Raw genomic sequence first — 18671 nt, forward strand, 5'->3', positions numbered from 1 at the left:
CGGTGTATCAGTTAACACATCTGGAACTGACCCACCGCATTCGCGAGCAAGCCCGCTCCCACATTTTGATCGGTGTCGTTAGATAGATCAGATAATAAAAAAGAGATTTCCTTATGTCCGAAATACTCTGGCAACCCTCCCCCGAACGCATCCACAACACCCGGATGGACCAGTTCCGGCGCTTCATCAATGATCGCCATGCCTTGCAGATCAGCGACTACCCGGCCCTGCACCAGTGGAGCATCGACCAGCGTCCGGACTTCTGGCAGTCGATTGTCGAGTTCTTCGACGTGCAGTTCCGCACGCCGCCCAGCGCGGTACTGATCGAAGACGCCGAGATGCCCAGCGCCCAGTGGTTTCCCGGCGCTACCCTGAACTTTGCCGAACACCTGCTGCGCCGCCGCGACGATCACCCCGCCGTGGTCGCGATCAGCGAAGACGGCCAACGCGAGCAACTGACCTACGCCGAACTGGCCCGCCATGTCGCCGGCCTGCAACGCAGCCTGCGGGCGGCCGGCGTGGGCGTGGGGGACCGGGTGGCCGCGTGTATGCCCAACACCTGGCAAACCCTGGTGGGCATGCTCGCCACCACCAGCCTCGGCGCCATCTGGTCGTGCTCCTCGCCGGACTTCGGCACCCAGGGCGTGATCGACCGCTTCGGCCAGATCGAACCCAAGGTGCTGATCACCTGCGCCGGTTACCGCTACGCCGGCAAGGTCATCGACCAAAGCAGCAAGCTCAATGAAATCCTCGAACGGCTGCCGTCCCTGCAACAACTGATCATCGTGCCGTATGCCCGCCCGCAGGCGCGTCCCGAGGAGTATCAGACCCGGGCCCACGTCGCGCTCTGGGACGACTTCTACAGCCCCGGCGGCGAGCCCGATTTCGTCGCCGTGCCCTTCGATCAGCCGCTGTACATCCTCTATTCCAGCGGCACCACCGGCGTGCCCAAGTGCATCATCCACGGCACCGGCGGCGTGCTGCTCACCCACCTCAAGGAGCACGGCCTGCACGCCGACCTGTCGCGGGACGACTGCCTGTTCTACTACACCACCTGTGGCTGGATGATGTGGAACTGGCTGGTGTCGGTACTGGCCATCGGCGCCACGGCGGTGCTGTATGACGGCTCGCCGTTTCACCCCGGGCCGGAACGCCTGATGGACCTGATCGACCAGGAAAAAATCAGCGTGTTCGGCACCAGCCCCAAGTTCCTCGCCACCCTGGAGAAAGCCGGGCTGCAACCGCGGCTGAGCCATGACCTGGGCAGCCTCAAGGGCCTGATTTCTACCGGCTCGCCGCTGTCACCCCAGAGCTACGACTACGTGTACCGCGAGATCAAGCCCGAGCTGTGCCTGTCGTCGATGTCGGGCGGCACCGACATCGTGTCCTGCTTCGTGATCGGCAACCCGGTGCTGCCGGTGCGCCGTGGCGAGATGCAGTGCAAGAGCCTGGCAATGGCTATCGAAGTGTGGGACGACCAGGGCCACCCGCTGGTGGGCGAAAAAGGCGAACTGGTGTGCACCCGGCACTTCCCGGCAATGCCCATCGGCCTGTGGAATGACCCGCACCAGGAAAAACTGCGGGCCTCGTATTTCAGCCAGTTCCCGGGCGTGTGGGCCCAGGGCGACTACGCCGAACAGCGACCCAATGGCAGCTTGCTGATCCATGGCCGCTCGGACGCCGTGCTCAACCCCGGCGGCGTGCGCATCGGCACCGCAGAGATCTATCGCCAGGTGGAAAAAGTGCCTCAGGTCCTGGAAAGCCTGGCCATCGGCCAACGCTGGCAGGATGACGTGCGGGTGGTGCTGTTTGTGCGCCTCAACGATGGCATCGAACTGGACGACGGCCTGGAGCAGCAGATCCGCCAGGTGATCCGCGCCAACACCACGCCGCGCCACGTGCCGGCGAAGATCCTCGCGGTGACGGATATCCCGCGCACCATCAGCGGCAAGATCGTCGAGCTGGCGGTCCGCAACGTGGTGCATGGGGAGGCGGTCAAGAACACCGACGCACTGGCCAACCCCGAAGCGCTGGAGCAATTTCGTGATCGCCGGGAGCTGGCAGAAAGATGAAACGTTTTAGCCTTTAAGCACTCATTTGAAGACAAACCCCTCAAGCATGCTATTTTTCGAGGGTGGAAAGCCGGCCCCGGGTCGCGGGATAATCGGCTTTTGTCATTCTTCAAGCGTTACGCGCAGGGCATTTACATGAACGTATCACCCACCGGCAGCGAGGCCGCAGCACTGATTGCGCGGCTGGACTGGGCACGAAGCCCCCTCGGTGACGCCATTGATTGGCCGCAAAGCCTCCGTACAGCCGTCGACATCGTGATCCATTCACCGATGCCGATGCTGTTGCTGTGGGGCGCCGAACTCACCCAGATCTACAACGATGGCTTCGCGATGCTGGCGGGCAACAAGCATCCGGCCGCCTTCGGCCAACCGGCTGACCTGATCTGGCCTGAGCTCAAGCCGTTTACCGACCCGATCTACAGCGCCGTCCTCATGGGCCAGGTGCGCACCTTCACCGAGCAGCGTTTCGTCCTGCAGCGCAACGACCGCGACACCGAGATCTGGCTCGACCTGACCTACAGCCCGATCCGCGACGAACGTGGCGAGGTCGCCGGGATCCTGATTACCGCCATCGAAACCAACGAGCGCCGGCGCATCGCCCTGGAACTGCAGCAGCGCACCGAGAACAGCCTCAAGGCCCAGCGCAACACCGAGCAACGCCTGCAGCTGGCCCTGGCCGCCACCGATGCCGTGGGCACCTGGGACTGGGATATCGGCGAAGACCGCTTTATCGCCGACGCCCATTTCGCCCAACTGCATGGGGTTGACCCGTGCGACGCCGACCTGCTGCCCATCAGCGACTACCTGCAAGGCGTGCACCCCGAAGACCGTGGCATGGTGGCCCGCAGCATCAAGCACTGCATCACCCACGGCACCGAGTACGCCGAGGAATACCGCCTGCAGCGCGCCGACGGCGAAGTGCGCTGGGTGTTTGCCCGGGGCCGTTGCTACAAGGATCACCATGGCCGACCGGCGCGTTTTCTCGGCGCCGCCCTCGACCTGACCGAACGCAAGCACACCGAACAGGCCCTGCGCCAAAGCCAGACCGAGCTGCAACTGATCATCAACGCCATGCCGGTGTTGATCGGTTATGTCGACCACGAGCAGCGTTTTCGCCTGAACAACAGTGCCTATCTGGAATGGTACGGCATGACCCCGCAGGAGCTGTACGGCAAGAGCATCCGCGAAGTCGTGGGCGACGAAATCTATGCCGGGCGCGTCGACAAGATCGAGGCGGCACTCAAGGGCAAGGCGTGCAGTTTCGTTACCGTCACCCCGCACCATGACGGGCGGCCACGCCACGCGCTGATGAAGTACCTGCCGCGTTTCAGCGCTGACGGTTCAGTCAACGGTTTCTATATTTTTGTAATCGACGAGACCGAGCGCAAACTCACCGAGGAAGCCCTGCGCCACCTCAACGAAAACCTCGAAGAGCGCGTCAGCCAGCGCACCCAGGCCCTGGCCGAAGCCAACCAGCGCCTGCAAAACGAGATGTTCGAGCGCGAGCGTGCCGAAGACGCCCTGCGCCATGCCCAGAAGATGGAAGCGGTCGGCCAGCTCACCGGCGGCATCGCCCATGACTTCAACAACATGCTCACCGGGATCATCGGCAGCCTGGACCTGATGCAACGCTATATCGCCGCCGGGCGCAGCGACGAGATCGGCCGTTTCACCGACGCCGCCGTATCCTCGGCCCATCGCGCCGCTGCGCTGACCCATCGCCTGCTGGCCTTCTCCCGCCGCCAATCCCTGGACCGCAAGCCGGTCGACCCGAATCAATTGGTGGCGTCCCTGGAAGACCTGTTCCGCCGCACCAAGGGCGCGCACATCGAACTCAAGGTGCAACTGGGCACCGACGTGTGGCCGGTGAACACCGACGCCAGCCAGCTGGAAAACGCCCTGCTCAACCTGGTGATCAACGCCCGCGATGCGATGCCCGACGGTGGGCAATTGTGCATCGAAACCGCCAACAGCTACCTCGACGGCACCGACATCACCACCCTGGAACCGGTCAAGGCCGGCGACTATGTGATGCTCGGCGTGAGCGACAACGGCGCCGGCATGACCGCGAAAATCCTCGCCAAGGCCTTCGACCCGTTCTTCACCACCAAGCCCATCGGCCAGGGTACCGGCCTTGGGCTGTCGATGATCTATGGGTTTGCACAGCAATCCGGCGGCCACGTGACCATCCAAAGCGAACCGGGCCAGGGCACCTGCGTGCGCCTGTACCTGCCGCGCCTGCATGGCACGGCACTGGAGCGGACCACGCCCGCTACCCAGGGCGAAGCCCCGGTAGCGCTGGAAGGCGAAGCCGTGGTGGTGGTCGAGGACGACCCGGCAGTGCGGATGCTGGTGGTGAATGTGCTGGATGAACTGGGCTACACCGCACACCAGGCGGCGGATGCACGGGCGGCGCTGCCGTTGCTGGAGTCCGACTTGCGCGTGGATTTGCTGGTGACTGATGTGGGCTTGCCGGGGATGAACGGCAGGCAACTGGCGGAAATCGCCCGGCAACACCGGCCGGACCTGAAGGTGCTGTTCATGACCGGTTACGCCGAGAAAGCCGCCGAGCGCCAGGGGTTCCTGGAGGAAGGCATGGACATGGTGGCCAAGCCGTTTTCGATTGACCTGCTGGCCAACAAAATCCGCAGCATGATCAGCTCAGAGGCCTGACTTCAGGCATAATCGCGCGCCGTTTCACATCAGGACCGATCAATGAAAGCCCAAGCCCGTCACATTCTGGTGAAAACCAGTGAGGAAGCCGAACAGCTCAAGCAGCGTATTGCCAAGGGCGAAGCGTTTGATGTGTTGGCCAAGAAGTACTCCACCTGCCCTTCCGCCAAGCGCGGCGGTGATTTGGGTGAAGTGCGGCCGGGGCAGATGGTGGGGGTAATTGATGCGGTGATCTTCAAGAAGCCCGTGAAGGTGGTTCATGGGCCGATCAAGAGCAAGTTCGGGTATCACCTGGTGCAAGTGTTTTACCGCGATTGATGGCTGATCGTTCCCACGCTCCGCGTGGGAATGCCTCACCTGACGCTCTGCGTCCGCTCTTGGGACGCAGAGCGTCCCTGGCTGCATTCCCACGCGGAGCGTGGGAACGATCAGCGTTAGTCTCGGGGAATGAGTGCACCTGGCACCTGAATCACCCGGCTCGCCAACCGATGCCCGGCCAGTGCTGCATCCTGCGGCGAGCCGCCCTTGAGCCGACTGGCCAGGTACGCCGCACTGAACGAATCCCCCGCCGCCGTAGTGTCGACCACCTTCTCCACCACCAGCGCCGGCACCTCGAACCGCCCATCCTCCCAGCGAATCAAACACGCATCCGCCCCCCGCTTGAGCACCACCTCGGCAATCGTCGGGTACGCCGCAAACACCTGCTCGCTGTCTTCATAGCCGAACAACACCCGTTCGTCATCCTCGGTCAGCAAGGCGATATCCACCTCGGCCAACACCGCGTGATACGCCGCGCGTGCGGCGTCCACGCTGGCCCACAGGCGTGGCCGGTAGTTGTTGTCGAACACCACCTTGCCGCCGCGCTTGCGGGTTTCGACCAGGGTTTCCAGCAGGCGCGCACGGCCCACTTCGCCCAGCACCGCCAGGGTGATGCCGCTGAAATACACCACGTCGTACGTCGGCAACGCTGCCAGGATCGGCTCGGCCGCCGGAGTGGTGAAGCAGTCGCGCACGGCCGCTTCATTGCGCCAGTAGAGGAATTTGCGTTCGCCGTTGGCATCGGTCTGGATGCAGTACAAACCCGGCAGGCGCCCGGGCAGGCGCTGGACCATGCCCAGGCCCAGGCCTTCTTCGGCCCAGTGCTTGCACATGGCATCGCTGAAGCTGTCATCGCCCAGGGCGGTGACGTAGTCGACGGTGCTCGGTTCACCCAGTTCGCGGCGCAGGTAGACGGCGGCGTTCAGGGTGTCGCCGCCGAAGCTTTGTTGCAGGCTGCCGTCGGCGCGGTGTTGCAGTTCGATCATGCATTCGCCGATCAGGGCGATGCGGGGTTGTGTGTTCATGCCTGGGGTCTCTCGATGTACTGGAGGGCCTCTTCGCGAGCAAGCCCGCTCCCACATTTGAATGCATTTCAACTGAAGGAACTCGGTCGAATGTGGGAGCGGGCTTGCTCGCGAAAGGCGCGACTCGGTCTAGAAGCAGGTATGCAGGCTTTCGATCACCTGCAACTGCTCATCCACCAGATTACCCACTTGCCACTTGTCGAAAGTCAGGCACGGGTGGGATGTGCCGAAGGAGATGATATCGCCAATGCGCAACTCAACCCCCGGTGCGACGACCATGAACGCATGCTGGTCCATCACGGCGGTGACCTTGCACGCGGTCACGTCATCACCCTCGGCTGGCAGCACGCCAGCCTTGTAGCGCTTGAGCGGCACCGGCAGGCCGGCGTCGTAGGCGACGTCGCGCTTGCCCAGGGCGATCACCGCGAAGCCCGGCTCCGGCAGCGACTGCACATGGGCCCAGACTTCCAGCGCCGGGCGCAGGCCTTCGTTGAGGTCGCTGCGACGGTCCAGTACGCAGCACTGCGCGTCTTTGTAGATGCCGTGGTCGTGAGCCACGTAGCTGCCCGGGCGCAATACGCTGAGGAAACGGCCAGCGGCGTTCTGGGCTTCGAAGGATTCGGCAATCAGGTCGTACCAGGCCGACCCCGAGGCGGTAATGATGGGCTTGGCCAGGTCGAAGGCGCCGCTGTTTTGCAGGTCGACGGCCAGGCGTACCAGAGAGGCGGCGAATTCGCGGATGCCACTGATGGCGTGCTCGCCATGGATCACCCCTTCGTAGCCTTCGATGCCGGTGAGGGCCAGCGCAGGCTGGGCCTTGATCGCCTTGGCCAGGTCGAGCACCTGTTGTTCGGTGCGGCAACCGCAACGCCCGCCGACCACGCCGTATTCGATCATCACGTTCAAGCGCAGGCCACGGGCGGCGAAGAACAGGCCCAGGTCGGCGACGTTGTCCGGGTGGTCGACCATGCAGTGGAAGTCGAATTCGGGGTCGGCCAGCAGGTCGGCGATCAGCGCCATGTTCGGCGCGCCCACCAGTTGGTTGGCCATCAACACCCGGCGAACCCCACCGGCGTACGCAGCGCGGGTCTGCACGGCGTTGGCCAGGGTGATGCCCCAGGCGCCCTGCTCGATCTGCCGCTGGAACAGCGCGGGCATCATGCTGGTCTTGCCGTGAGGCGCCAATTGCGCACCGCTGTTGCTGACGAAATCCTGCATCCAGCGGATGTTGTGTTCCAGGGCGTCACGGTGCAACACCAGGGCTGGCAGGCTGACGTCACGGACCAGATGTGCACCGATGGCGGCGGCGCCTTTTTCAACGGCATTGAAGGCAGACATAAGGGTTTCCTATTCGTTGATGCGACGGGCCAGGTTGTTCGCACTGTCGATCAGCACCCGGCGGTAGTCGTTGTAGTTTTTGATCGCATCGGCCCGTGGGGCGACGATGCACAGGGTCGCAATGCTGATGCCTTGGGCGTCCCGAACCGGGGCGGCAAAGCAGTGGGTGAAGGTGTCGGCGACACTGTCGAAGGAGAAGAATCCGTCGAGGGTGGCCTGACGGATTTGCCCGAGGAAGGTTTCCAGAGGCAGGCGCTGACCGTCCGGGAGGATGAAGTCGTCGTAGTCGATCAGGTCGATGATTTGCTGGTCGCTCAGGTGGCCCAGCAGCAGGCGGCCGGAGGCGGTCCAGGGGATCGGCGCGTTCTCGCCGATGTCTGAGGAAATGCGGAAATGCCGCTCGCCTTCGCGCATCAGGGCCACGGTGTATTTGCGGCCATTGAGCAGGCACATCTGGGCGGTTTCGTGGGTTTGGCTGACGATTTCCTGCAGGGCGTGGTCGGCTTCGCGGGTCAGGTCGAAATGGCGCAGGTGGGCCTGGCCGAGGAAGTACAGCTGACGGCCGAGGTAGACGTGACCGTCCTTGCCGACGGTTTCGAGGATGCGCCGTTCCAGCAGCGAGGCCACCAATTCGTAGACCGTGGATTTGGGGCTGCCGATGCCGCTGGCGATGTCATTCGGGCGCAGGGGCTGGCCGATTTCCTTGAGGAAATCGAGGATATCGAACGCCCGGTCGAGGCCTTTGGCGCGGCGTTTGATGGTGTCTTCGGTCATGGCAGTCGTCGGTCCCGTTTGAAGATGTAGCTATCAACACAGATCCCCTGTGGGAGCGGGCTTGCTCGCGAAAGCGGTGGATCAGTTGTAGATGTATTCACTGACACACCGCTTTCGCGAGCAAGCCCGCTCCCACATTGGGTCTCCTGTGGTCTCAAGAGACGGGCATTTAGCCTTTTTTCTTGTAGGCCACGCAATCGATCTCAACCTTGCAATCGACCATCATGTTCGCCTGCACACACGCCCGCGCCGGAGCATGTTCCGGGTTGAAGTATTCGCCGAAGACTTTGTTGAAGCTCCAGAAATCCCGCGGGTCTTCCAGCCATACACCGACGCGCACCACGTCTTCAAGGGCGTAGCCGGCTTCTTCGAGAATCGCCACCACGTTGCGCATGGTCTGGTGGGTCTGCTCGACGATCCCGCCCGTGATGATTTCACCGTCCACCGCCGGCACCTGGCCCGACACGTACAACCAGCCATCCGCTTCCACCGCGCGGGCGAAAGGACGAGGCTGGCCGCCGCCTGCAGTGGCGCCGGTGCCGTAACGAGTAATGCTCATAATGGATCTCCTGAAGTGATGATTTAAAAACGAATGTTCTTGAGAAATTCCGCCAGTCGCGGCGATTGCGGGCGTTCGAAAATGTCTTTCGGCGGCCCTTGTTCTTCAATGCGGCCCTGGTTCATGAAGACGATCTTGTCCGAGACTTCATAGGCAAAGCGCATTTCGTGGGTGACCAGCAACATGGTCATGCCCTCTTCCGCCAAACCCTTGATTACGCTGAGCACTTCGCCCACCAGTTCCGGGTCCAGGGCCGAGGTGACTTCGTCGAACAGCATCAGGCTCGGGTTCATCGCAATCGCCCGGGCAATCGCCACGCGCTGTTGCTGGCCGCCCGACAGTTGGCCCGGGAAGTGATTGCGGCGCTCCAGCAGGCCGACACGGTCCAGCCATTTTTCCGCCAGTGCAACCGCTTCGTCCTTGCCCATCTTCTTGACCTTGAGCAGGCCCAGGGTGACGTTCTGCAAGGCGGTCAGGTGCGGGAACAGGTTGAACTGCTGGAACGCCATGCCGGTCATCGCGCGGTGCTGGGAGATCACCCGCTCCGGGTGGCGCACGCGCTTGCCGCCGACCTCGCTGTAGCCGATGGATTCACCGTCGAGGGTGATCTGGCCGCCCTGGAATTCTTCCAGCAGGTTGACGCAACGCAGCAGCGTGGTCTTGCCCGAACCGCTGGAGCCGATCAATGTCACGACGTTGCCGCGCTGCATGCTCAGGTCGACGCCCTTGAGCACTTCCACCGGGCCGTACTGTTTACGCAGGCCGCGAATGTTCAGCAGTGGCTGGCTTTCTTTTGAGAGTTGGTTCATGGCAACGCCACCCGCTTTTCAATGTAACGCCCCAACAATTCGATGGCGTAGTTGATGACAAAAAACATAAAGCCTGCAAACAGGTAGAACTCCAGGGTCATGAACGTCCGGGCGATGACCTGTTGGGTGCTGAGGAGCAGCTCGGCCACACCGATCACCGACAGCAAGGTGGAAGCCTTGACGATTTCGGTGGACGAGTTGACCCAGGTCGGCAGGATCTGCCGCAGCGCCTGGGGTAACAGCACGTAGCCCAGGGATTGATAGAAGGTCAGGCCGATGGCCTTGCCCGCTTCCAGTTGCCCCTTGGGAATGGCCTGCAATGCACCGCGCACGATTTCCGAAACGTGAGAGCCGCAGAACAGCGTCAGGCCCACGGCACCGGCCTGGAACGCAGTGATCTGCCAGCCAAGCGCCGGCAACATATAGAAGCACGCCAATACCAGCACAAACACCGGCGTACCGCGGATCAGGTCGACGTACAGGCGAAACGGTGCGCGCATCCAGAATTTGCCGTAGGTCAGTACCAAGCCGGCGACGATGCCGATCAGGGTGCCGAAGATAATGGCCAGGGCCGAGCAGTAGACGCTGGTCTGGAACCCCGCCCAGAGGGTTTCCCGGGCGATCCACAACTCATGCAGCCAGCTGGGGGATTCGTACATGGGCGCTCCTTAGCGGCGAATTGCCAAACGCTGTTCCAGGTAACGGAGCAGCATGGCAATGAGGTAACAGGCAGCCACGTAGAGCGCGGTCGTGACCATCCAGGTTTCAATCACCCGGTAGCTTTCGACGTTGATCTTGCGGGCGTAATAGGTCAGCTCCGGCACCGCGATGGCGGCCGCGAGGGAGGTGTCCTTGAACAGCGAGATAAAGTTGTTCGACAGCGCCGGCAGCACGTTGCGCAGCATCACCGGCACGGTGATGTACGCGCGGATACGCCATTCGCCCAGGCCAATGGCCAGGCCCGCTTCACGCAACCCCTTGGGAATGTTCAGCAGGCCTGCGCGGAAGACTTCGGTGAGGTAGGCACCGGCGTACAACGACAGGGTGATGATGAACGAAGGGATCTTGTCCAGCCGGATACCCAGGCTGGGCAAGGCGAAGTAGATCAACAGGATCAGCACCAGGATCGGGGTGTTGCGGATCACCGTCACATACACCGAGGCCACGATGCGCAGCGCACGGTGTTTGGACAGCATCGCAAACGCCATCAACAGGCCGATCACGCAACCGACGGCGATGGACAGCAGTGCCAGTTCAAGGCCGAGGCCGAGCCCCGCCAGCAAGCTGGGGAAATCGCGCCACACAGCGGCAAAGTTCAACTGATAGTTCATGGTCGGCAGTACCTGATTGGGGCGCCGTCAGCGACGCCCCAGGGTTTACGAATTACTTGAACTCAACCGGGAAACCGATCGCAGGCTCCGGCAGGTCCACACCGAACCATTGCTTGAACGAGGCCTTGTACATTGGGAATTCCACACCGGTCATGGCTTCATGCAGGGCGGTGTTGACGAAGTTCAGCCAGTCCTGGTCGCCACGCTTGACGGCGCACGCATAGGTTTGCGGACTCCAGGCGTAGCTCGGGCTGCGGTAGCGGCCCGGGTTTTGCACCATCAGGTACTTGACCGAGGACTGGTCGGTGGCGGCGGTGTCGGCACGCCCGGAGTTCACGGCCTGGTACATCAGGTCGACGCTGTCGTACTGGTCGACCTTGGCTTTGGGCAATGCCTGGTGCACCAGCTCTTCGGCGTAGACGTTTTGCAGCACGGCCACGGTGACGCTGTCGCCGGCGGCCTGCAGGTCTTCGATTTCCTTGTACTTGCTGTTGGCCGGCAGCAGCAGGCCCACACCTTCGCGGTAGTACGGCAGGGTGAAGGCCACCTGCTGCGCACGGCTTGCCGTGACGGTGATGAACTGGCAGCTCATGTCGACCTTGTCGGTCAACAGGTTGGGAATGCGGGCATCGGAAGACTGCACCACGTATTCGACTTTGCTCGGGTCATTGAACAGACCCTTGGCCACGATGTGGCCGATGTCGATGTCAAAACCCTGCAACTTGCCATCCGCTCCCTGGAAGTGCCACGGCGCATTGGTACTGCCTGTACCCACGATCAGGTGCCCACGCTTGAGCACTGTATCGAGCTTGCTGTCCGCCGCCTGCACTACGCTGGCGAGGGAAGCCGATGCGGCGAAGAGAAAAACACACGCTTTGAACACGGAAGGTCGGTGATGCATGACAAGCACTCCAGGGATTGTGTATTCCGCTATACCGGAACCTAGTATGTAACAACGGAATAGACAGCAGAAAGTGTGCCACACGCAGTAACAGAAAAATATTTCGGGATTAATTTCTTTTTAAATCAACGGGATAGATTTTTATCAGCGATAAGGCACTGGGCCGGCTGCTGCAATCAGATTGCTACCGTTGGCTACACACCGGGGTGGCAGGCCACATTTGTGTGCGGGTGCGGGTCGTTACCGTGCACGAAAGCGGTGCAGTGGCCGGATGGAAGAATTCCGTGGCTGGGCTAGTCTTGGCAGATGATCGACCCCCCCAAGGAACGCGTTCAGATGAAGATCAGTCTTGTCCTTATGTTGTTGTCGCTGGCGTTTGCCACCCAGGTGTTCGCCAAGGATGACCGGCGCGAATGCAAGGCCGAGCTGGTCAGGCTGAAGGCGGCGTTCAGTACGAACTACACCACGCAGAATCATCATGGGTATCGGAGGGCCAAGGATGCCAAGGATCAGGGTGACTATAAGCAGTGCGTGGGGTTGGCGAAGAAGGCTCGGGAGCGGGCGGAGCGCTGAAGGCTTTGGGGCTGCTGCGCAGCCCAGCGGGAGCAAGCTCCCTCGCCACAATGGGCTACTTGGAGGTGGGTACCTGTTAGTTTTGACAGTAGACGGTTTTGATCGCCGGGATTAGCGTGGGCCAGGCCTTTCGCTCAAGGAGATCATCATGGGAATTGCAACGGCGGTGATTGCCGATGCCGAGCAGTATCAGCAGTTGCTCAAGACGCATAGAACGGTGTTCATGCTGTTTGTTTCGCAGCACTGCCCGGCCTGCGGGGAAGCCGGGCCACTGTTTGAACGGATTGCCGGGAAATACGCCAGTTCCGTGAAGAGCCTGGTGCTCGACACTGCCCGAACCCCTAGGCATCCCGAGGTTACCGGCACGCCTACCCTGCTGGTTTTCCAGAATGGCAAGATGATCAATAAGCTGGAGGGGTTCGACGAAAAAACGCTGAGGGAGACGTTCGCCAGGACCAGAATCAGTCCTCCAACATCAACCGCGCCGTACCCGAAACCCGAATCGAGGCACCCTTTTCATCGGTGATCTGCGCCTGCAGGCGCGAACGGCTGCCCATGTCCTCGCCTTGAATGATGTCGATGCGCCCGTTGTGCGGCCAGCCCAGGTCCCGCAGGTAGCCGGCAAAGGCAGCGGTCGCGGCACCGGTGGCCGGGTCTTCGTACACGCCGCCCACCGCAAACGGGTTGCGGGTGTGGAACAGCGTCGGGCTTTCGGCAAACACCAGCACCACGGTGCCCAAACCGGCGTCGGTCATGTAGCGGCGACCGGCTTCCAGTTCATAGTGCATCTGGCTGAGTTTGGCGCGGCTGTCGAGCGCCAGCACCAGGTGGGAAATGCCGGCATGGATGATCGCCGGCGGAATGCTCGGGTCCAGGTCATTGCGGGTGTAACCGAACAAGGTCAGGCCCGCGTCCACCAGGGCATCGTTGGCCGGTGCGCTGCGGGTTGGCGGGGATTGCAGCGCGGCCTCGATCAGGTCGCCTTCGCTGCGACCGCTGACCGAGATATCGCCATTGTTCAACGCCAGGTGGAATTCGCCATCGCCCAGCGCCAGGCTCAAGGCCGCACCGAGGGCGATGGTGGCATGCCCGCAAAACGCAACTTCGGACTCCGGCGCGAAGTACCGCACGCGCCAGCCGTCATCCTGCGGGCAGGCAAATACGGTTTCCGAAAACCCGACTTCGTGGGCGATACGCTGCATTTCTACAGCTTCCGGCAGGCTGTCACCGATCCAAACACCTGCAGGGTTACCGCCCTGGTTGCCGTCACAGAATGCAGAAATCTTAAGCACGTCCAAAGTCATTCGGGTAACCCTTCCTTAACGGTTCAGTGAGCGGCGATGCTATCCAAAGGCCAGCCCAGCGTCGAATGAAATTCACCCGTTAAAGAGGGGCCAGCAACACCTGCGTGACCCGCCGCTCCTCCACCGCCGCCACGGTCAGGCGCCAGCCTTCATGTTCCAGGCTGTCACCGACCACCGGCAGTCGATCCAGCAGGCTCATCACCAGCCCGGCCAGGGTCTGGTAATCCTCCGTCGCCACAGCCTTGAAGCCGGTGCGCTGGCGGATCAGGTTGAGGTTCAAGGCGCCATTGACGCGAAAACCACCCTCCTCCTCGACGATATCCGGGCCTTCGACCTCACTCGCATCCGGCAACTCACCGGCGATGGACTCGAGGATATCGGTCATGCTCAACACCCCGATAAAGTCGCCAAATTCGTTGATCACGAAGGCAATGTGAGTCGACTCCTGACGCATCTGCTCCAAGGCATTGAGAATCGAAAAACTCTCCAGCAAGTTGACCGCCCGGCGCGCCAGGTGCTCCAGGTTCGGCTCGTTACCGGCCAGGTATTCCTTGAGCAACTCCTTCTTGTGCACAAAGCCCAATGGCTCGTCGACATTACCGTTGCGGATCAAGGGCAGGCGCGAGTAAGACGAATGCATCAGTTTCAGGCGGATAGTGTCGGGATCGTCCGACAGATCTATAGAGTCCACCTTCGCCCGAGGCGTCATCAGCGTACGGATCGGGCGTTCAGCCAGTTGCAGCACGCCACTGATCATCACCCGCTCGCGCCGGTCGAACAGCGGCCCGCCGTTGGCATCAGGGTTATCCAGCAGGTCGGCGACCTCTTCACCCACCTCCTCCACTGCCAGATTACGCCCGCCGAGCAAACGCATCACGGCGTGGGCCGTGCGCTCACGCCTCGGCAGCGTGCCCTGGGCCGACTTCTTGCGGCGCGACCGGGCGATCTGGTTGAACAGCTCGATCAGGATCGAGAAGCCGATGGCCGCGTACAGATAGCCTTTGGGAATGTGGAAGCCCAGGCCCTCTGCGGTCAGGGCAAAACCGATCATCATCAGGAAGCCCAGGCACAGCATGATCACCGTCGGGTGGGCGTTGACGAAACGGGTCAGCGGCTTGCTGGCAATGATCATCAGGCCGATGGAAATGATCACCGCGATCATCATCACCGCCAGCTCATCCACCATGCCCACGGCGGTAATCACCGCATCGAGGGAGAACACCGCATCCAGCACCACAATCTGCGCAACGATCGGCCAGAACATCGCATAAGCCACGTTGCCAGTGCGCTGAGCCACATGCCCCTCAAGGCGCTCATGCAATTCCATGGTGGCCTTGAACAACAGGAACACACCACCAAACAGCATGATCAAGTCACGGCCCGAGAAACTCTTGTCGAACACCTCGAACAGCGGTTGGGTCAGGGTCACCAACCAGGAAATACTTGCCAACAGGCCCAGACGCATCAGCAACGCCAGGGACAAACCGATCAGACGCGCACGGTCACGCTGCTCCGGCGGCAGCTTGTCCGCCAGGATCGCGATAAACACCAGGTTGTCGATGCCCAGCACCAGCTCCAGCACAATCAAAGTCAACAGGCCGAGCCAGGCCGTTGGATCCGCTAACCATTCCATTTTTCAGTATCTCTTCAAGTTTTTCAGAATGCCGGGCACGGCAACGCACGGTCGAGGGACCGGGTAAGGGTAGGCAATCGGAAGACGGGGTGCCTGGCCTGGAGGCAGGCGATCAGCGGGAACGGCGGCAGTGAATGTCTTGGGGAAAGACGACTGGGAGGCTCCGAGAGGGTGTTCATGTAGGTCCTGTTGTGGGAAAAGGACTTGAATCGTACAGGCGAAACGGGAATTTCCTACAATCTAAAATTATTACAAGATCTGTAGGATCAAGCATTCTGATATTAGGGAGAATGTCGTGAGCCAACAATTTTTCACTATGGTTGGGACAGCCCATAACAAATTTTGAGCATTTGATCGTTCCCACGCTCTGCGTGGGAATGCATACCGTGACGCTCCGCGTCACCCTCTCGCCGGACTTCAGCCAGGCTCGTAGCATCAAGCTTTATCGTCGGGCAGATCAACACGATCTTGCTGCTCTTCACTGATCAGGTATTCAAGAAACGCGGTATACGTCGGCCATGAATCCGGCGCAGTCAACAAGGCCTCCCTACCCAGGCGGCACACATCCACGTCATCACACCAAATCACCCGACCGCCTCCGCCCGAGCAATCCATCACGATCAAACTGGCCGGCGGCTGGGCTAATACCAAAAACTGCCGCGCAAGCCCGGCACGCTCTCGAAGACGTCTGGTTTCGTCCAGGACATTCGGCGCAGGCGCCCACCCTATTGCGTGCAAGGGCAAAACGTAGATTCCAGAGCCATCGAAGAACTCGGCAGCCTCACGAAAATCATCCGCAAGCTCCAGGCCAAGGTGGCTCTGCACCTCATCAAGAAACCCAGGCTCAACGGCGCGCGCGCCATTCAAAAGCAAACATTGCTGCCGGATCATTGCCAACGTGGACATCAACACCCGCCCTCGCGTCTAGAGATTTGCCCGCGTGCCAAGAAAGCGCAGATAGCGCCCATCCTCGTTGTCAAAGATCTCGGCCCCTGCGCCCATGTATGCCCGCATCAATTCATCGGCGGCCTGATCATCGTGGCCCTGATCCAGCAAAACCTGCCCCAGGCGCAGATGTAAAAACGGATTTCCGAGACCGCCCGGACAGGTCATCGCATAGTCCAAGGCATCCCGGGCTGAGCCTTTGAATCCGGATAAAAAGCATGCATCAGCGATGGCAGCCAATACCCAGGTGGAGGCTTCCCAATCATTTTTCGGCTCGGGGATCAAGATCCAGGCCTTGTTGTATTGCTCGATGGCCTCTTCATAACGGCCGTCATCGGCCAATTGATCACCTGCACTGCATAACGACTGGATCTCTTCGTGCAGCGACGCTGCAAGCTCAGTGGTCATGAGGACTCCTCCAGAGATCCATCTGCATCCCATAACGACCACAGCCCAACTTCCTGGCCACGCTCATAAACGCCCTGCGCCGCGACCTGTCCATTGTCGTGGTAGTCCCGCCAGTCGCCGTGTTCGGCGCCATCCACGTAATTCCCCTCGGAAGCCAGGTTGCCGTTTGGGTGGTAGGCGCGAAAAAGCCCATGTCGAATCCATTGCGTGCCGTCCTCGGACAGGTAACGCGAATACCTGAATCGAACCTCACCGGTCTCGTAGGGAATTTCCGCTATGTGTAACGCGTTTGGTTTTTCGTCCATGGCAAACCTGCTGCGGTGTGTTGATGTGCTTTCAGACTCTGTTGAGAAAACTGACTTTAGCCGGCGTTGTACCTTTATGCCCGTTATTCAGAACGGCCCTTTCGTCATCACCCGCTCATCAATAAAGCTACGCAACATCGCAATCCGCTGCGTATAGGCTTTGCTCAGGCAACTGACTTGGGCGCCGCACGTATGCCGTTGCTTGAGCCACACAGCCTGATCATCCATCAACGAACCGCGCCCTCCCATGGCCATGAAGTGCCGGTTGAGGTCATAGAGCAGCGCCATGGTCACGTCCTGATCATTCAGGGAGCGCGTGGCACAGATGGTTTTCTCGTCAGGCGCCTTCGCCCGGTCACAGTCAAAACTGGCCGCCAGGCTCACAGGGCTGAGCCACAACACAGAAAACCCGGCGAGCACTGCGAATACCGCCGGTTTAATCAAACGAACTGCCATGAAAATTACCTCCTACAGAGGGCTACGCGCCACACCCTGCCCAAACCGATAAATCGCCAGGCAATACCCAATCAACGCCACCGCTGCCAGCAACCCGCCCGCCGCGCCGATCCAAGCAAAACCAAAGTGGCTGCCCACCCAACTGCCCATCAACGCCCCACCGCCAATACCGATGTTGTAGATCCCGGAAAACATCGCCATCGCCACATCCGTGGCATCCGGCGCCAGCACCAGCACCTTCGATTGCAACGCCAGGCCAAAACCCATGATGGCCATGCCCCAGAACACACTCAGGGTCACCAGGTACGACACCTCGCCACTCAACGGCAGCAACAACGCCAGGCACAGCGCCAGGATAGTCACCGCGCTGATCAGGAACCGGTGCGGATTAAAGCGATGCACCAGACTGAACAACAACGAGCCAATGATCCCCGCGCCGCCAAACACCAGCAGGATCAGGGTCACCGTATTGCCACTCATACCGGCAACACCTTCAACAAACGGCTCAACATAACTGTAGGCAGTGAACTGCGCCGTCACCACCATCGCCGTCAGCACATACAACGCCACCAGCGCCGGGCGCTTGAACAGCAGCGGCAGGCTGCGCAACGAGCCGGAGTTCTGGCTCGGCAGCAGCGGCAAGGTGCGCGCCAGCCAGAACACCAGCCCGGCGGCAAACGCGCCGATCACCAGGAAGGTGGTGCGCCAGCCCATGGCTTCGCCCAGCAAGCGGCCCAGCGGGATACCCAGAACCATCGCCAGGGAAGTACCGGTAGCCAGCAACCCAAGGGCCTGCACCTGCTTGCCCTCCGGCGCCAAACGCACCGCGAGGGAGGCGGTAATGGACCAGAACAACGCATGGGACAGGGCAATGCCGACCCGGCTGAGCATCAGGATGCCAAAGCTGGTGGCCACGCTGGACAGGATATGGCTGGCGATAAACATGCCGAACAGCACGATCAGCAGCTTGCGCCGCTCGACGTTACGGGTCAGCAGCATCACCGGCAGCGAGGTCAGGGACACGATCCAGGCATAGATGGTCAGCATCAGGCCGACGCTGGCGATGGGCATGTCGAAGCTCGCGCCGATGGCACTCAGCAGGCCGACCGGTACAAATTCGGTGGTATTGAAAACGAAAGCGGCCAACGCGAGAGCGAAGACCGGTTGCCAGTTGGCTTGAGGTGTTGCGGCGGAAATGCTCATTTACAGGTCGTCGTACTCGTTTGCGCGCAGATCAAGCCGGCCCG

At 61.1% G+C, this 18671-nt stretch carries 19 protein-coding genes and 1 pseudogene; 5 read left to right on the plus strand and 15 right to left on the minus strand.

Translation table 11 applies throughout. From position 1 onward, the window contains the following. Positions 1 to 113: 113 nt before the first annotated feature. From AC3WKX_RS28705 to AC3WKX_RS28715, 3 genes and pseudogenes are all read left to right on the plus strand, one after another. Positions 114 to 2072: an acetoacetate--CoA ligase gene (locus tag AC3WKX_RS28705; protein ID WP_102605891.1), complete on the plus strand. Its 1959-nt coding sequence runs from the start codon at positions 114 to 116 to the stop codon at positions 2070 to 2072. A 135-nt stretch (positions 2073 to 2207) separates the two neighbouring features. Further along, a complete protein-coding gene (locus tag AC3WKX_RS28710) occupies positions 2208 to 4745 on the plus strand; it encodes a PAS domain-containing hybrid sensor histidine kinase/response regulator (protein WP_023658930.1) in 2538 nt (845 codons plus the stop codon). Positions 4746 to 4772: 27 nt separating this feature from the next. Next, positions 4773 to 5063 (plus strand): annotated as a pseudogene (locus tag AC3WKX_RS28715) (peptidylprolyl isomerase); the annotation flags it as partial. Positions 5064 to 5179: 116 nt separating this feature from the next. Here the strand turns inward: AC3WKX_RS28715 and AC3WKX_RS28720 are convergent. The 8 genes from AC3WKX_RS28720 to AC3WKX_RS28755 all read right to left on the minus strand — a co-directional run bounded on the left by AC3WKX_RS28720 (position 5180) and on the right by AC3WKX_RS28755 (position 11800). Next, the gene (locus AC3WKX_RS28720) at positions 5180 to 6088 is read right to left on the minus strand and encodes a sugar kinase (RefSeq protein ID WP_102605892.1); all 909 of its coding nucleotides are present in this window, start codon (positions 6086 to 6088) and stop codon (positions 5180 to 5182) included. A 129-nt stretch (positions 6089 to 6217) separates the two neighbouring features. Next, on the minus strand, positions 6218 to 7426 hold the full coding sequence (locus tag AC3WKX_RS28725) for an amino acid deaminase (RefSeq protein WP_003208003.1): 1209 nt from the start codon (positions 7424 to 7426) through the stop codon (positions 6218 to 6220). Between the two features lie 9 nt (positions 7427 to 7435). Further along, entirely contained in the window at positions 7436 to 8200 is a 765-nt protein-coding gene (locus tag AC3WKX_RS28730; RefSeq protein WP_003208002.1) for an IclR family transcriptional regulator, read from the minus strand. 169 nt (positions 8201 to 8369) lie between these two features. Then, positions 8370 to 8759 carry a RidA family protein gene (locus AC3WKX_RS28735; RefSeq protein WP_003208000.1) on the minus strand — a complete coding sequence of 130 codons (390 nt, stop codon included), beginning with the start codon at positions 8757 to 8759 and terminating at the stop codon, positions 8370 to 8372. A 23-nt stretch (positions 8760 to 8782) separates the two neighbouring features. Continuing rightward, positions 8783 to 9568, minus strand: coding sequence for an amino acid ABC transporter ATP-binding protein (locus tag AC3WKX_RS28740; protein ID WP_003207998.1), 786 nt, complete (start codon positions 9566 to 9568; stop codon positions 8783 to 8785). Further along, on the minus strand, positions 9565 to 10227 hold the full coding sequence (locus AC3WKX_RS28745; protein WP_003207996.1) for an amino acid ABC transporter permease: 663 nt from the start codon (positions 10225 to 10227) through the stop codon (positions 9565 to 9567). Before AC3WKX_RS28745 ends, AC3WKX_RS28740 begins: the two co-directional genes overlap by 4 nt. A gap of 9 nt (positions 10228 to 10236) precedes the next feature. Beyond that, complete coding sequence (locus AC3WKX_RS28750; RefSeq protein WP_102605893.1) at positions 10237 to 10899, minus strand: amino acid ABC transporter permease; 663 nt, start codon at positions 10897 to 10899, stop codon at positions 10237 to 10239. Positions 10900 to 10951: 52 nt separating this feature from the next. Next, a complete protein-coding gene (locus AC3WKX_RS28755) occupies positions 10952 to 11800 on the minus strand; it encodes a transporter substrate-binding protein (protein ID WP_003207992.1) in 849 nt (282 codons plus the stop codon). A gap of 336 nt (positions 11801 to 12136) precedes the next feature. On the opposite strand from AC3WKX_RS28755, the gene AC3WKX_RS28760 reads away from it, so the two are divergent. Both AC3WKX_RS28760 and AC3WKX_RS28765 read left to right on the plus strand, forming a co-directional pair. Next, positions 12137 to 12373 carry a hypothetical protein gene (locus tag AC3WKX_RS28760; protein WP_003207990.1) on the plus strand — a complete coding sequence of 79 codons (237 nt, stop codon included), beginning with the start codon at positions 12137 to 12139 and terminating at the stop codon, positions 12371 to 12373. A 148-nt stretch (positions 12374 to 12521) separates the two neighbouring features. After that, the gene (locus tag AC3WKX_RS28765; RefSeq protein ID WP_102369342.1) at positions 12522 to 12899 is read left to right on the plus strand and encodes a thioredoxin family protein; all 378 of its coding nucleotides are present in this window, start codon (positions 12522 to 12524) and stop codon (positions 12897 to 12899) included. On the opposite strand, the gene AC3WKX_RS28770 is transcribed toward AC3WKX_RS28765, so the two are convergent. The 7 genes from AC3WKX_RS28770 to AC3WKX_RS28800 all read right to left on the minus strand — a co-directional run bounded on the left by AC3WKX_RS28770 (position 12835) and on the right by AC3WKX_RS28800 (position 18627). Further along, positions 12835 to 13677, minus strand: coding sequence for a PhzF family phenazine biosynthesis protein (locus AC3WKX_RS28770; RefSeq protein ID WP_087694193.1), 843 nt, complete (start codon positions 13675 to 13677; stop codon positions 12835 to 12837). The two genes, AC3WKX_RS28765 and AC3WKX_RS28770, sit on opposite strands and share 65 nt — an antisense overlap. Before the next feature lie 79 nt (positions 13678 to 13756). Next, positions 13757 to 15310 (minus strand): TerC family protein, encoded by a 1554-nt coding sequence (locus AC3WKX_RS28775; RefSeq protein WP_008436957.1) that lies wholly within the window; start codon positions 15308 to 15310, stop codon positions 13757 to 13759. A gap of 435 nt (positions 15311 to 15745) precedes the next feature. Next, a complete protein-coding gene (locus AC3WKX_RS28780; protein ID WP_102605894.1) occupies positions 15746 to 16216 on the minus strand; it encodes an SMI1/KNR4 family protein in 471 nt (156 codons plus the stop codon). 18 nt (positions 16217 to 16234) lie between these two features. After that, on the minus strand, positions 16235 to 16663 hold the full coding sequence (locus AC3WKX_RS28785) for a hypothetical protein (protein WP_087694196.1): 429 nt from the start codon (positions 16661 to 16663) through the stop codon (positions 16235 to 16237). Continuing rightward, complete coding sequence (locus AC3WKX_RS28790; RefSeq protein ID WP_371858896.1) at positions 16660 to 16863, minus strand: toxin-antitoxin system YwqK family antitoxin; 204 nt, start codon at positions 16861 to 16863, stop codon at positions 16660 to 16662. Before AC3WKX_RS28790 ends, AC3WKX_RS28785 begins: the two co-directional genes overlap by 4 nt. A gap of 192 nt (positions 16864 to 17055) precedes the next feature. Then, entirely contained in the window at positions 17056 to 17424 is a 369-nt protein-coding gene (locus AC3WKX_RS28795; RefSeq protein WP_102605896.1) for a lysozyme inhibitor LprI family protein, read from the minus strand. 12 nt (positions 17425 to 17436) lie between these two features. Further along, complete coding sequence (locus tag AC3WKX_RS28800; protein WP_003207980.1) at positions 17437 to 18627, minus strand: sugar transporter; 1191 nt, start codon at positions 18625 to 18627, stop codon at positions 17437 to 17439. Between the last annotated feature and the right edge of the window lie 44 nt (positions 18628 to 18671).

It is taken from the genome of Pseudomonas sp. GP01-A4 (assembly GCF_058780865.1).